11 protein-coding genes and 1 tRNA gene are annotated in these 14,712 nt (G+C 64.9%); 8 read left to right on the top strand and 4 right to left on the bottom strand.

What is annotated here, in order from left to right:
• Positions 1–16 precede the first annotated feature (16 nt).
• The 3 genes from pssA (at position 17) to pbpG (ending at position 3,834) form a co-directional block, all read left to right on the top strand.
• The gene (gene pssA / locus AACH00_RS06515; protein WP_341398275.1) at positions 17–853 is read left to right on the top strand and encodes a CDP-diacylglycerol--serine O-phosphatidyltransferase; all 837 of its coding nucleotides are present in this window, start codon (positions 17–19) and stop codon (positions 851–853) included.
• 213 nt (positions 854–1,066) lie between these two features.
• Positions 1,067–2,608, top strand: a complete 1,542-nt coding sequence (locus AACH00_RS06520; RefSeq protein ID WP_341398276.1) for a 2-isopropylmalate synthase — start codon at positions 1,067–1,069, stop codon at positions 2,606–2,608.
• A gap of 149 nt (positions 2,609–2,757) precedes the next feature.
• A complete protein-coding gene (gene pbpG / locus AACH00_RS06525) occupies positions 2,758–3,834 on the top strand; it encodes a D-alanyl-D-alanine endopeptidase (RefSeq protein WP_341398277.1) in 1,077 nt (358 codons plus the stop codon).
• A gap of 81 nt (positions 3,835–3,915) precedes the next feature.
• Here the strand turns inward: pbpG and AACH00_RS06530 are convergent, their stop codons facing one another.
• From AACH00_RS06530 to hpnC, 4 genes are all read right to left on the bottom strand, one after another.
• The gene (locus AACH00_RS06530) at positions 3,916–4,692 is read right to left on the bottom strand and encodes an IclR family transcriptional regulator (protein ID WP_341398278.1); all 777 of its coding nucleotides are present in this window, start codon (positions 4,690–4,692) and stop codon (positions 3,916–3,918) included.
• A gap of 99 nt (positions 4,693–4,791) precedes the next feature.
• A complete protein-coding gene (hpnE, locus tag AACH00_RS06535; protein ID WP_341398280.1) occupies positions 4,792–6,099 on the bottom strand; it encodes a hydroxysqualene dehydroxylase HpnE in 1,308 nt (435 codons plus the stop codon).
• Complete coding sequence (gene hpnD, locus AACH00_RS06540) at positions 6,096–6,944, bottom strand: presqualene diphosphate synthase HpnD (RefSeq protein ID WP_341398281.1); 849 nt, start codon at positions 6,942–6,944, stop codon at positions 6,096–6,098. The genes hpnE and hpnD overlap by 4 nt, the downstream gene beginning before the upstream one ends.
• Complete coding sequence (gene hpnC / locus AACH00_RS06545; RefSeq protein WP_341398282.1) at positions 6,941–7,780, bottom strand: squalene synthase HpnC; 840 nt, start codon at positions 7,778–7,780, stop codon at positions 6,941–6,943. The genes hpnD and hpnC overlap by 4 nt, the downstream gene beginning before the upstream one ends.
• A gap of 172 nt (positions 7,781–7,952) precedes the next feature.
• Here hpnC and AACH00_RS06550 point away from each other — a divergent pair, with 172 nt between their 5' ends.
• From AACH00_RS06550 to clpP, 5 genes are all read left to right on the top strand, one after another.
• On the top strand, positions 7,953–9,095 hold the full coding sequence (locus AACH00_RS06550; protein ID WP_341398283.1) for an efflux RND transporter periplasmic adaptor subunit: 1,143 nt from the start codon (positions 7,953–7,955) through the stop codon (positions 9,093–9,095).
• A gap of 23 nt (positions 9,096–9,118) precedes the next feature.
• On the top strand, positions 9,119–12,259 hold the full coding sequence (locus AACH00_RS06555; RefSeq protein ID WP_341398284.1) for an efflux RND transporter permease subunit: 3,141 nt from the start codon (positions 9,119–9,121) through the stop codon (positions 12,257–12,259).
• A gap of 189 nt (positions 12,260–12,448) precedes the next feature.
• Positions 12,449–12,535: transfer RNA gene (locus tag AACH00_RS06560), tRNA-Leu, on the top strand.
• A 44-nt stretch (positions 12,536–12,579) separates the two neighbouring features.
• Positions 12,580–13,887, top strand: coding sequence for a trigger factor (tig, locus tag AACH00_RS06565; RefSeq protein WP_341398285.1), 1,308 nt, complete (start codon positions 12,580–12,582; stop codon positions 13,885–13,887).
• 157 nt (positions 13,888–14,044) lie between these two features.
• Positions 14,045–14,653, top strand: coding sequence for an ATP-dependent Clp endopeptidase proteolytic subunit ClpP (gene clpP / locus AACH00_RS06570; protein WP_341398286.1), 609 nt, complete (start codon positions 14,045–14,047; stop codon positions 14,651–14,653).
• The last annotated feature ends 59 nt before the right edge of the window (positions 14,654–14,712 follow it).

Here is a 14,712-nt window from a genome sequence, read left to right on the forward strand (position 1 = left end):
GAACCCATCCTGGTCCATGAGCAGCAACGAACCCGAAATTCCTGACGACGACAACGAGCTGGAAGTGGTGGCCACCCCGCGGCCGCGCCGCAAGGGCATCTACATCCTGCCCAATCTGTTCACGTTGGCAGCGTTGTTCGGCGGCTTCTATGCCATCGTCATGGCGATGAACGGCCGTTTCGAGCAGGCCGCCATCGGCGTCTTCTGCGCGATGGTGCTGGACAGTCTGGACGGCCGCGTGGCCCGCATGACCAACACCCAGAGCGCGTTCGGCGAGCAGATGGACAGCCTGTCCGACATGGTCAGCTTCGGTGCCGCGCCTGCGCTCATCATTTATGAGTGGGCCTTGAAGGGCCTGGGCAAGGCGGGCTGGATTGCCGCATTCGTGTACTGCGCCTGTGCCGCCCTGCGGCTGGCGCGCTTCAACACCAACATCGGCATCGTCGACAAGCGCTTCTTCCAGGGCATGCCCAGCCCGGCCGCTGCGGCGATGCTGGTCGGCTTCATCTGGGTGGCTGACGACGCCGGCTTGAAGGATGTGTACGCGCTGCCGGTCTGGCCGTGGGTGGCTTTTGCATTCGCGCTGTATGCCGGATTGACCATGGTCACCAACGTGCCGTTCTACAGCTTCAAGGACGTGAGCCTCAAGCGCACGGTGCCGTTTGCCGTGATCGTGCTGATTGCACTGGGTATTGCGGTGATCAATCTGCACGTGCCCGGCATGCTGTTCGGCCTGTTCTGCATCTACGGCTTGTCCGGCTACGGCGTGTACGTGTGGCGACGCATGAAGGGTCGCCCGGTGAGCGTGATTGCCACGTCGACTGACGAGCCCGACGAGCGCGGTTTGCACTGAAATTTGCACTGAACTTGTGCTACATTAAAAGCATGTTCTCGCACGCCCGCACCACTCTGTCGCTAATTGCGGCCCTAGGTTCCACCTGGGCTGAGTGATCGCACGCACCTGAACATCGCCGGGCTGGTCCCGAGCAAGTTTCCTCCGATCAACGGCCCGCATTGCGTACAGCAGCGGGCCGTTTTTGTTTTTGCAGCCAAACGAAAGAAGCACATGGCCGACAAGCTGATCATTTTCGACACCACCTTGCGCGACGGCGAACAGTCGCCCGGCGCCTCCATGACGCGCGATGAAAAGCTGCGCATCGCTCGCCAACTGGAGCGACTGCGCGTGGACGTGATCGAAGCCGGTTTTGCGGCCTCGTCCAACGGCGATTTCGAAGCGGTCAAGCTGATCGCCGACAACATCCGTGAATCCACCGTGTGCTCGCTGGCCCGTGCCAATGACCGCGACATCGCCCGTGCTGCCGAAGCGCTCAAGGGCGCCGCACAGGCGCGTATCCACACCTTCATCGCCACCAGTGCCCTGCACATGGAGAAGAAGCTGCGCATGACGCCGGACCAGGTGCTGGAGCAGGCTCGCCAATCGGTGCGCTTCGCCCGCAACCTGTGCGGCGATATCGAGTTCTCGCCGGAAGACGGCTACCGCTCGGATGTCGACTTCCTCTGCCGCGTGCTCGAAGCCGTGATCGATGAAGGTGCCACGACCCTGAACATTCCGGACACGGTGGGTTACGCCATTCCAGAGTTGTATGGCGATTTCATCCGCACCCTGCGTGAGCGCGTGCCGAACTCCGACAAGGCCATCTGGAGCGTGCACTGCCACAACGACCTGGGCATGGCGGTTGCCAACTCGCTGGCCGGTGTGAAGATCGGCGGCGCCCGCCAGATCGAATGCACGATCAACGGCCTTGGCGAGCGTGCCGGCAATTGCGCACTTGAAGAAGTGGTGATGGCCCTGCGCACCCGCCGCGACTATTTCGGCCTGGACGTGGGCATCGATGCGACCCAGATCGTGCCGGCTTCGCGCATGGTGAGCCAGACCACCGGTTTCGTGGTGCAGCCGAACAAGGCCGTGGTGGGGGCGAACGCCTTCGCCCACGCGTCCGGCATTCACCAGGACGGCGTGCTGAAGGCCCGTGACACCTACGAGATCATGCGCGCGGAAGACGTGGGCTGGTCGGCCAACAAGATCGTGCTGGGCAAGCTGTCGGGCCGCAATGCGTTCAAGCAGCGCTTGCAGGAACTGGGCGTGTCGCTGGCGTCGGAGGCTGAAGTCAATGCAGCGTTTGCGCGCTTCAAGGACCTGGCCGACCGCAAGAGCGAGATCTTCGACGAAGACATCATCGCGCTGGTGGGTGATGAAAGCGTCTCGGCCGAGCAGGAGCATTTCCGCTTCCTGTCGCTGTCGCAGCGTTCGGAAACGGGTGAGCGTCCGCATGCCCGGGTGACGTTCTCCGTGGGTGCCAGCGAGTTCACCACCGAGAGCGATGGCAACGGCCCGGTGGATGCGAGCTTGAAGGCGATCGAATCCCAGGTGCAAAGTGGCGCCGAAATGCTGCTGTATTCCGTCAATGCCATCACGTCCGGAAGCACAGAATCGCAGGGCGAGGTGACGGTTCGGCTGCAGCATGGTGGCCGGGTGGTGAACGGCGTTGGCGCCGACCCTGATATCGTCATCGCGTCAGCCAAGGCTTACCTGTCGGCGCTGAACAAGCTCCACGGCAACGTTGACCGGGTAGCCGCCCAAGGCTGAAGACCCGTCTCTGGAAGGGCAGGGCTAACCCTCTGCCCACTTGAGGAAAGACATGCAAGTTTTTGATCTTGCATGTCTTTTTCGTTTCCAATAGACTCGGGCCAACGTTGTTGGAGCGACGAAAGCTGTTGCAAATGAATAAAACTGGAATGCGTGCCGCCTGGGCTTTCGTGCTGACCTGCACGATGTGCCTGTCTGCGGTCGAAGCTGCCTCAGCTGCCGCCCCCAAAAACACCCGCCAGAAGGCCGCTGCCGCGCCTGTGTCGAAGGTTGCGAAGGCTCCGGCCAAGTCCGGCAAGACCGCCGTTGCGCGCAAGCCTGTGGCCGTGAGCACCCGCTCGGTGGTGCGCAAGCCGGCCGTTCGTGCCGTGGCTGAACCCGCCCGCAGCTCGTTCGGTCAGATGTACGGCCTGCACGGCACGGCTGATCCGCTGGCCCTGAAGTCCAGCGTGGCTTTCGTGCTCGACCAGGACACCAACGAGATTCTGCTGAGCAAGAACTCGCAAGCCGTGTTGCCGATTGCCTCCATCACCAAGCTGATGACGGCGCTGGTCATCACCGAGGCGCACCAGTCGCTGGATGATGTGCTGTCGATCACCCAGGACGATGTGGACACCGAAAAGGGCAGCTCCTCACGCCTGCAGGTGGGCACGCAGCTCACCCGCGGTGAAATGCTGCACCTGGCGCTGATGTCGTCCGAGAACCGCGCAGCCAATGCCCTGGGCCGCAACTATCCGGGCGGCCTGGCCACCTTCGTGAACGCCATGAATGCCAAGGCCCGTGCCTTGAGCATGCACGACACGCGCTATGTCGAGCCGACCGGCCTGTCGAGCCAAAACCAATCGAGCGCCCGTGACCTGGCGGCACTGGTGAAGACGGCCTACACCGTGCCCCTGATCCGCGAGTTGTCCACGTCGCCGGAGTACCAGGTGTCGGTGGGTTCGCGTCAGCTGCAGTACCACACCACCAACCGTCTGGTGAAGAGCCCGGAGTGGGACATCGGCCTGCAGAAGACCGGCTACATCAGCGAGGCTGGTCAGTGCCTGGTCATGCAGGCGCGCCTGGCGGGCCGCAAGCTCATCCTGGTGCTGCTGGATTCGGCTGGCAAGTATTCGCGCATCGGTGATGCCGAGCGCATCCGCAAGTGGCTGATCTCCAACCCGGTCACGCCGGTGGGCGCTTTGACGACGCCGCCTGCCGTGGTGGCTGCACGCGTAGCCGGCTGACACCAGCTGTCTGCGGACGTGAAAAAGGCAACCCTCGGGTTGCCTTTTTTCATGGCACGCCGCGCTTGTCGGCGCGTCGGCTCAGGGCGTTTGCCCCTGGTGCCCCAGAGACGCCGAGATGCTTGCCGCTGTGGCCTTGACCCGCTCCATCCAGGCCTCTTCCAGACGGTCGGCAGGCGACGAAATCGACAGGCCGGCAATCAGTTTGCCCTGGTCGTCGAAGATGCCGGCGGCCATGCAGCGCACGCCCAGCTCCAGCTCTTCGTCGTCGCGCGCAGCGGCCTGGCGTCGAACCTGGGCCAGTTCGCGCTCGAGCGAGGGCAGGTCGGTCAGGCTGTTGCGGGTGTGTCCCGTCAGGCCGGTGCGGGTGGCGTAGGCGCGCACCCGTTGAGGATCGTCATAGGCCAGGAATAGCTTGCCGACGGAGGTGAGGTGCAGCGGCGCCCGTCCGCCCACGGCACGCACCACCTGCATGCCTGATCGCTCGCTGTACGTGCGCTCGATGTAGACGATTTCATCGCCTTGCCGGACCGAGAGATTTACCGGCTGGTGGGTCAGCTTGTGCAACTCGCGCATCGGGCCGATGGCCGCGTCGCGCACATCCAGACGTGCCTTCACCAGGTTGCCCAATTCCAGCAGGCGCATGCCCAGGCGGTAACTGCCGGCCTCGGGGCGATCAACATAGCGGCCTGCCGCCAGGTCGTTCAGGATGCGGTGGGCCGTGGACGGGTGCAGCCCGGTGCGTTCACTGAGGTCTTTGAGCGGCACTGGATCTTGATGGGCTGCCAGCACGTCGAGCAGTGAAAAGGCACGCGCCAGCACCTGGATGCTGGGGGTTTGTGAGTCCTTCTTGGTCATGGGTATCGCCGATCTCAGTTCATTCTATTTTTGCATGGCGAAATGACTTGTGGCCATGTGGCGGCCAAAACGAAGCCAACGACAACGATTGCAGACGCTTCAAAGGCTGCGCGCTGCGGCCATCCCGGACCTCACGGCGCCTTCCAGCGTGGCGGGGTAGGGCCCTGCCAGGTAATCACCAGCGGCAACCAAGCCCGCAGAAATCAGCATGTCGGGTCGGTCCAGGCCAGGCGTGCAGGCAAAGGTCGCGCGCTTTTCGGTGCGCACGGCCAGCACCTCGGTGCGCTCTGTCGACCAGGCCGCATCGTTCACAAACGCCGCAGCCATTTGACGTTGCACGGCTTCTGCCGCGGCTTGCGCGCCTTGGTCGACCCAGCTGGCTGCGCCACTCACCACCAGCGCGTACAAGCCGGCCTCTCCGCCGAGTTGCGCCAGATCGAAGCCGAACTGTGCGGGCGCATCGTCGCCGGCGCGCAGGGCCATCATCGCTTGCGGCCAGCCATTGGTCGGGCCGCGCAGCCAGACGGTGATGATGGGCTGATACCGCATCGCGGCAGCCCCGCCTGACCATGCGGGATGGATATCCGCCGTCAATCGGGCGGCTTCGGCAGCGCTGCAGGCCAGCACCACGCGGTCAAAAGGTTCGCCGTCGACCAGCCATCCTGCGTTGTGCCCGAGGTTGGCCGTCAATTGCTGCACGCGTCGGCCCGTGTGCAGCACCGCGCCCTTGTCTTGCAGCCAGCGCAGGGCGGGTTCAGGCAGCAGTTGCGCCAGCGGCAGCTTGGGCAGCAGCAGATCGGCCGAGCCTGCCGGGCCGAAGAGGGCGTCTTTCAACACCGTGAGCAAGACCTGAGCGCTGGCCTGATCAGCCGGCGTGTTGAGTGCGGCGACGCACAGCGGCTCGATCAGGTCCTGCCAGATCCGCGGATGCGCGCTCTGGCATAGCTGCGCCACGGTCAGCGACGGCGCGCAGCGAAAGCCCCTCAATTGCCAGCCGGTGGCCATGCGCAGCAGGCTCCACCGCGCTGGCCAGGGCATGCCCTGCCAATTCAGCACCGCCCACAGAAAGGCCGGCAGGGCGGGGCCGCGCGTCAATTTCAGGCCGTCGCCCGACGGGTAGGCCAGGCAGAGCGGCAAACGCACCAGGCCATCACGCTCGTTCACGCCGACCTGCGCCATGAGGCGCAGGGTGTCGCGGTAGGCGCCGATCAGGATGTGCTGGCCGTTGTCCAGCCACAGGCTTTTCTGGTGCAGCGACGAGGTGGCCCGGCCGCCCGCCCGCTGGCCCATCTCGAACACCGTGACCTGCGCCCCGCGCTGGGTGGCCTCTACCGCTGCGGCCAGACCCGACCACCCGGCCCCCACCACCGCCACACGCGGTGCTGCGCCGGCCCGCGTCTGGTTCACCGGCCGCGCCAGTAGGTGCGCACCGCGATCCAGAGCTTGCGGATCGGCGTGAGCGAGGTGCGTTGGTGCAAGACCTGGAACTGCTGTGATTCGATCTCGCGCAGCAGCGTGCGGTAGATGTTGGCCATCATCAAGCCGGGCTTCTGGGCTTCACGGTCGGCATCAGGCAGCAGCGCAAACGCTTCGTCGTACAACTGGTGGGCCCGCTGGGCCTGGAAGGCCATCAAGGCCTGGAAGCGCTCGCTGTAGCCCCAGGGCGATTCGCGCTTGAGGATCTCGTGCGCCTTCACGTCGAACTGCTGCAACTCATTGACCGGCAGGTAGATGCGGCCCCGGCGGGCATCGTCACCCACGTCCCGGATGATGTTGGTCAGCTGCATGGCCAGCCCGAGCTTGTGGGCGTAGGCGAGGGTGCCGCTCTCGGTGCGGCCGAAGATGTTGCAGGCCACTTCGCCCACTTCACCAGCCACCAGATGGCAGTAGCGCTGCAAGCCGGGGAAGTCGAGAAACCGGGTTTGTTCGAGGTCGGTCTGGCAGCCTTCGATCACCGCATTGAGGTGGCGTTGCTCGATGCCGAACTCCTTGGTCCAGGGCATCAAGGCCTTCATCACCGGGTGGGTGGCCTGGCCACCAAACGACTGCGCGACTTCCTTGCGCCACCAGGCCAGCTTGGTGGCAGCCACCTGCAAGTCCTGCACCTCGTCGACCACGTCGTCGACTTCCCGGCAGAACGCATAGAACGCCGTGATGGCTGCGCGCCGGGGGGCCGGCAGGAACATGAAGGCGTAATAGAACGACGAGCCGCTGGCGGCCGCCTTGTCTTGCACGTATTGCTCGGGGCTCATCGTGCGGGCATCCGGGCAGCGCGCCACAGCATCAGCGGCACATCTGCCGCGCCCACGGTGGGGCGGCGCTCAAAGGTCGAAAAATTCATGTGTTCGATTTTCTCAAGAATCCGAAGGCCACCCTGCACGACGAGGCGCAATTCCCACGCCACGCGGCCGTGCAACTGGTGCACCAGGGGCGCGCCTTCCAGCATCAGGGCCCGGGCTTGTTCCACCAGCGCCTTCACCAGCGCACGGCTGGCAGCGCTGCCTTGCAGTTGGCGTGCCTGCATCAGCTCCTCCGGCGCAGGCAGGCCGTGGGCCGCCAGGTCTTGCCGGGTGAGGTAACAACGCCCGCGCGACAGATCGACCTGGATGTCCTGCCAGAAGTTGATCAGCTGCAGGGCGCTGCAGATGGCATCTGAGCGGCGCAGCGCCACCGCATCATTGATGCCGTAGAGGTGCAGCAACAGGCGACCCACCGGGTTGGCCGACCGGCTGCAGTAGTCGAGCAGACTGGCCTGGTCGTCGTGCACCGGGTTGGCGGTGTCCTGCATGAAGGCGCTCAGCAGCGCGTCCAGCAGCGGCAGCGGCAATTGCCACTGGCGGATCTGCGCCTGCAGTGCGGCAAACACGCCTGGCCAGCGCATGGTTGGCAGCTCGTCGCGGTCGGCGGCATGCAGGCACTGTTGGTAGAGCCTCAGGTCGGCCAGCCGCTGATCGGCGCTGGCGTCGCCTTCATCGGCGATGTCGTCTGCGGTGCGGGCGAAGTGATAGATCGCGGTGATCGGTGGGCGCAATGCCGGTGGGCACAGCCAGGACGCGACGGGGAAGTTTTCGTAATGCTCGATGCTCACCGCACCGATTGTGCACGGTGCCAGTGGCGCCTCGGTCACGCGCGCTGCGCGGTGCTTGAGCAGGTCATTGACGCCCCCTTGATGAAAAACTACATTACTGACCAGTCAGTCAGTAAGGCGCTCGCCGAGACCGCCATGCTGATGCCTTGCCACGCAGATGCCCAAGACCGCCATGAACAAGCCACGCCTCGCCCTTGCCCTTGCCTGCGCCACCGTCTGGACCCTGACCGGATGTTCGCGCCACGAGCCGCCGCCCGAGCCTGTTCGCGCCGTGCGCACGCAAGTGGTTGGCGGTGCTGTCAGCAGCAGCGAGCAGAGTTTTGCCGCTGAAATCAAGGCCCGCACCGAGGCGCGCCTGTCGTTCCGTGTGGGCGGCAAGATGTTGAGCCGCCCGGTGAATGTTGGTGATGTGGTGCGCGGTGGGCAAGTGCTGGCGCAGCTCGACCCGACCGACCTGAAGCTGGGCCAGGACGCCGCCCGTGCGGCAGTGGCAGCCGCGCAGTCGGCCTACGACCAGTCTGCCGCTGACCACAAGCGCTCGCTCGAGCTGAAGCAGCAAGGCTTCATCGGCGCGGCGGCCATGGACCAGCGCGACGCAGCGCTCAAGGCGGCCAAGGCCCAGCTGGACCAGGCGCGTGCCCAGGCAGGCGTGCAGGTGAACCAGGCGGGGTATGCGAGCCTGACGGCTGACGCTGGCGGCGTGGTCACGGCTGTTGAGGCTGAGCCGGGCCAGGTGCTGGCGGCCGGCACCCCGGTGGTGCGCCTGGCGCTGGACGGCCCTCGCGACGCCGTATTTTCGGTGCCGGAGCACCGCGCATCCGCGCTGCGCGCCCTGATCGGCAAGCGCGGTGCAGTGCGCCTGCGTCTGTGGGAGAGCAACGACACCACGCCCATCACGGTGCGTGAGGTGGCTGCAGCTGCCGACAGTGCCACCCGTACCTTCCTCGTGAAGGCCGACATCGGCGCCGTGGATGTGCGCCTGGGCCAGACGGCCACGGTGCTGCTGTCGGGGCCGGCGCAGGCCGACACCATCCGCCTGCCGTTGCCGGCGGTTGTTGAAGCGCAGGGCAAGTCGGCTGTGTGGATGCTGGACGGCGCCGCCATGACGGTGCGGCAGCAGCCGGTCGCCGTGGCCACGGCCGATGGCAACACGGTCGTCATCGCGTCTGGCGTGAAGGCCGGTGATGAGGTGGTGGTGGCCGGTACGCACGTGCTGGTGCCTGGGCAGAAGGTGCGCCGTTTCGTTGAGCCGGGCCAGGCTGCGGTTGCGGCCCTGCCGGCTTCCGCCGCCAAGCCTGCTTCGGCAGCGCGCTGATCAACGTGGTGGGAAAGCCCGACATGAACCAACACGACGACGTGCAGCCCAGCAAATTCAATATCTCGCGCTGGGCGCTGGAGCATGCCCCGCTGACGCGCTACCTGATGGTGGCGCTGATGCTGCTGGGCATGGTGGCCTACTTCCAGCTCGGGCAGGATGAGGATCCGCCGTTCACCTTCCGGGCCATGGTGGTGCAGGCTTTCTGGCCCGGTGCCACGGCCCAGCAGATGGCCGAGCAGGTGACCGACAAGATCGAGCGCTCGCTGCAGGAAGTGCCGCACAGCGACGTGCTGCGCAGCTACACCAAGCCGGGCGAATCGCTGACGATCGTGCAGCTGAAGGACTCGACGCCGGGCAACGAAGTGACCGCCGTCTGGTACCAGGTTCGCAAGAAGATCGGCGACATGCGCTCCAGCCTGCCGGCAGGGGTGATCGGCCCGGTCTTCAATGACGATTTCGGCGACGTGTACGGCTCTATCTACGCGCTGTCGGCAGACGGTTTTTCGCCGGAAGACCTGCGGGTGCAGGCCGAAATCGTGCGTGGCCGATTGCTGCGTGTGCCCTCGGTGGCCAAGGTCGAGTTGTTCGGCGTGCAAGCCGAGAAGTTGTTTGTCGAGATCTCGCAACGGCGTCTGGCCCAGCTGGGCATCGACATGACCCAGGTGATCGCGCAGATCGGCGCCCAGAACGCAGTGGAAGGGGCGGGCGTGCTGAATGCCGATACCCAGAACCTGCAGGTGCGCGTGGGCGGCCAGTTCCAGTCCATCGAGCAGCTGCGTCTGCTGCCGATTCGCGCCGTGAATCCGGCCACGGGGGCAGCGTCGTCCTTGCGCCTGGGCGACATCGCCCAGATCCGCCGCGACTACGTTGACCCGCCCACGGTGATGGTGCGTCACCAGGGCAAGCAGGTCATCGCGCTGGGTGTCTCCATGGCGAAGGGCGGCGACATCATCGCCCTGGGCAAGGCACTGACGGCGACGACCGACGGCCTGAAGGCCGAGCTGCCGGTGGGCATCGAGCTGTCGCAGATCCAGGATCAGCCCAAGGCGGTCAGCCGCTCCATCGGTGAGTTCGTGGGCGTGCTGATCGAGGCGGTGGTCATCGTGCTGGCCGTGAGCTTCATCAGCCTGGGCCTGCATTTCAAGCCGCTGCGCATCGACATCTGGCCGGGCCTGGTGGTGGGCATCACCATCCCGCTGGTGCTGGCCATCACCTTCATCACCATGTTCTATTGGGGCGTGGGGCTGCACAAGATCTCGCTGGGCTCGCTGATCATCGCGCTTGGTTTGCTGGTGGACGACGCCATCATTGCGGTCGAGATGATGGTGCGCAAGCTCGAAGAGGGCTACGACCGCATGCATGCGGCCACCTACGCCTACGAAGCCACCTCGATGCCGATGCTGACGGGCACGCTGATCACCGCAGCTGGCTTTCTGCCGATCGGCATGGCCAAGAGCTCGGTGGGTGAATACACCTTCGCGATCTTTGCGGTGACGGCCGCCGCGCTGGTCATCTCCTGGGTGGTGTCGGTGTACTTCGTGCCCTACCTGGGCGCCTGGCTGCTGAAGACCCGCACGCACGCCGAGGGCGAGGCGCACGAGCTGTTCGACACGCCGTTTTACGCGCGCTTCCGGGCCACCGTGAACTGGTGCGTGGCCCACCGCTGGATCACCATCGGCGCCACCTTGCTGATCTTCGCGCTGGGCATCGTCGGCATGGGCCGTGTGCAGCAGCAGTTCTTCCCCGATTCCAGCCGCCCTGAAATTCTGGTCGACCTGTGGTTGCCTGAAGGCGCCACCATCCAGCAAAGCGAGGCAGTGGCCAAGCGCTTCGAGAAGCGCATGTCGGCCGAGCCGGGCATGGCCAGCGTCACGACCTGGGTGGGCAGCGGCGTGCCGCGCTTCTACCTGCCGCTGGACCAGGTGTTTCCGCAGGCCAATGTGAGCCAGTTCATCCTGCTGCCGACTGATCTGAAGCAGCGCGAGGAATTGCGCCAACGTCTGCCGGAGTTGCTGGCCAGCGAGTTCCCGGAGGTTCGTGGCCGCATCAAGCTGCTGCCGAATGGCCCGCCGGTGCCGTATCCGGTGCAGTTCCGCGTGGTGGGGGCCGACATGGCCGCCGTGCGCGCCTGGGGTGAAGAAGCCAAGGCGGTGCTGCGCGCCAATCCGCGCATGCGGGGTGTCAACGACAACTGGAACGAGCGCGTCAAGGCCTTGAAGCTGGAGATTGATCAAGACAAGGCCCGGGCGCTGGGCGTGTCCAGCCAGTCCATTGCCCAGGCAGGCAAGGTGCTGCTGAGCGGCAGCACCATCGGCCAGTACCGCGAAGGTGATCGACTGATCGACATCGTGCTGCGCCAGCCCAAGGACGAGCGCGACAGCATTTCCGACATCGGCAACGCCTACGTGCCCACCAGCTCCGGCAAGTCCATTCCCCTGACCCAGATTGCCAAGATCGGGTTTGACTGGGAACCGGGCGTGCTCTGGCGCGAAGGCCGGCAATACGCCATGACGGTTCAGGGCGATGTGGTGGAAGGCGTGCAGGGCGCCACCGTGACCGCTGAAATCTGGCCCGAGCTGCAAGCCATGCAGAAGCGCATGCCCGACGGCATGCACATTGAAGTGGCCGGCGCCGTGGCGGAAAGCTCGAAGGGCAGTGGCTCCATCGCGGCCGGTTTGCCCATCATGGGCTTCATCATGCTGACGCTGCTGATGCTGCAGCTGCAGAGCTTCTCGCGGGCCATGCTGGTGGTGCTGACCGCGCCGCTGGGCATCGCCGGCGTGGCGGGTGCGCTGCTGCTGCTGAACCGCCCCTTCGGTTTCGTGGCGCTGCTCGGCTTCATCGCGCTGGTGGGCATGATCATGCGCAACTCGGTGATCCTGATCGACCAGATCGAACAGGACCGCCGACGTGGCGTGCCTGACTGGGAGGCCATCGTGGAGTCGGCCGTGCGCCGCTTCCGCCCGATCGTGCTGACGGCTGCCGCGGCCGTGCTGGCGATGATCCCGCTCTCGCGCAGTGCCTTCTGGGGGCCGATGGCCGTGGCCATCATGGGCGGCCTGATCGTGGCCACCGTGCTGACCTTGCTGGCGCTGCCGGCCATGTACGCCGCCTGGTTCAGGGTGCGCCAAGCCCCGGATAAACCCGCGAGCCAGGCCTGAACACGCAAGTTTTCGAGGCGCGCGGCGGGTAGTTGCCGCGTGTCCCGATAGAATACGCGGTTTACCGGTTCGCCGGGCGTGTGTCAGCTGATGGCTGACAGGCGCCATTTCAGTCGGTCTAAGCAGTTCAAGGGCGTTGCCTCGGCCCTGTCTGGTCTTTTGTGGATCAGCCAGAAGAGGGGCGGCCTTGCGCGGGTGGCGAAATTGGTAGACGCACCAGGTTTAGGTCCTGACGCCTTCACGGGCGTGCCGGTTCGAGTCCGGCCCCGCGCACCAGCCGACATTCTCAAATCAGCAAACGCAACAGCAGAGTTCGCATCATGGCAGTCAACGTTGAAATCCTCGAAAAGCTCGAACGCCGCATCACGCTGACGCTGGCGGCCACCGAGATCAACTCGGAAGTCGAGTCCCGCCTGAAGAAGCTGTCCCGCACGGTCAAGGCCGACGGCTTCCGTCCGGGCAAGGTGCCGATGTCGGTCGTGGCCCAGCGCCATGGCTACGCGGTCCAGTACGAAGTGATGAACGACAAGCTGGGCCAGGCCTTCGCACAGGCCGCCAACGAAGCGCAACTGCGCGTCGCCGGCACGCCCAACATCACGCAGAAGGACGAAGCACCGGAAGGCCAGATGGCCTTCGATGCCACCTTCGAGGTGTACCCGGAAGTCAAGATCGGTGATCTGGCCGGTGCCGAAGTCGAGCGCGTTGCCGCTGACGTCGACGCTGCCGCCATCGACAAGACCGTCGAGATCCTGCGCAAGCAGCGTCGCACCTTCGCGCAGCGCGCTGCCGCCGAAGGCGCTGAAGCCGGCGACCGCGTGACGATCGACTTCGAAGGCAAGATCGACGGCGAACCCTTCGCCGGCGGCAAGGCCGAAGGTTTCCAGTTCCTGGTCGGTGAAGGCCAGATGCTGGAGCAGTTCGATTCCGCCGTCCGCGGCATGAAGGTGGGCGAGTCGAAGACCTTCCCGCTGCAATTCCCGGCCGACTATCACGGTGCTGACGTGGCCGGCAAGGAAGCCGACTTCCTCGTCACCATGAAGAAGATCGAATCGCAGAACCTGCCGGAAGTGAACGCCGAGTTCGCGCAGTCCCTCGGCATCGCCGAAGGCACCGTCGACGGCCTGCGCGCTGACGTCAAGAAGAACCTGGAACGCGAAGTCAAGTTCCGCGTGCTGGCGCGCAACAAGGGTGCCGTGATGGAAGCCTTGGTGAAGGTAGCCGAGCTGGACCTGCCGAAGGCCCTGATCGACAACGAAGTCGAGCGTCTGGTGGAAGGCGCTCGCGCCGACCTGAAGCAGCGCGGTGTGAAGGACGCTGAAAAGGCGCCGATCCCTGCCGAGATCTTCCAGCCGCAAGCTGAAAAGCGCGTGCGCCTGGGCCTGGTCGTTGCCGAGCTGGTGCGTGCCAACAACCTGCAAGCCAAGCCTGAGCAGCTGCAAGCGCACATCGAAGAGATGGCGCAGAGCTACGAGAAGCCGGCTGAAGTGGTGCGTTGGTACCTGTCGGACCGTCAGCGCATGGCTGAAGTCGAAGCTGTCGTGATCGAAAACAACGTCACCGAGTTCGTGCTCGGCGCTGCCAAGATCGTCGACAAGACCCTGCCGTTCGACGAACTGATGACGGCTTGAGCTTGAATGGCTCCTGCTGCCATTTGCCCGTGTGGCGTGGCGGCTGAAAAAAACGCCCGTGCCATTGGCCGGGCTTTTTTTCGTCGATTCACCGGATTTGCAGCAGCGACATAATGGCTGCAGCAAATTGCTTTCAAGTTACCTGGGAAGGACCTCCATGAGCGCACTGGAAACTCAAGCCCTCGGCATGGTGCCGATGGTGATCGAACAGTCAGGCCGCGGCGAGCGCGCGTATGACATCTATTCACGCCTGCTGCGCGAGCGCATCATTTTCCTGGTCGGCCCTGTCAATGACCAGAGCGCCAATCTGGTGGTGGCGCAGCTGCTGTTCCTGGAAAGCGAAAACCCGGACAAGGACATTTCGTTCTACATCAACTCGCCGGGCGGCAGCGTCAGCGCGGGCATGTCGATCTTCGACACGATGCAGTTCATCAAGCCGGATGTCTCGACCATGTGCATGGGCATGGCCGCCAGCATGGGCGCGTTCCTGCTGTCCGCTGGTGCCAAGGGCAAGCGCTTCGCACTGCCCAACAGCAAGATCATGATCCACCAGCCGCTGGGCGGCACGCAGGGTCAAGCCACGGACATCGAGATTCACGCCCGTGAAATCCTCAAGACCCGTGAGCAGCTGAACCGCATCCTCGCGGAGCGTTCAGGCCAGCCGCTGGAGAAGATCCAGGCCGACACCGAGCGCGACTACTACATGTCGGCCGCCGAGGCGCAGTCCTACGGCCTCATCGACCAGGTGCTGGACAAGCGCGGTTGATGCCCAGGGCGGTGACTGTGCACCTTGGCACTCACCGCCTGTTTCCCTTGAATGACGGC

Origin of the sequence: Ideonella margarita (assembly GCF_038066635.1) — a bacterium.
Classification (GTDB): Bacteria; Pseudomonadota; Gammaproteobacteria; order Burkholderiales; family Burkholderiaceae_C; genus Ideonella; species Ideonella margarita.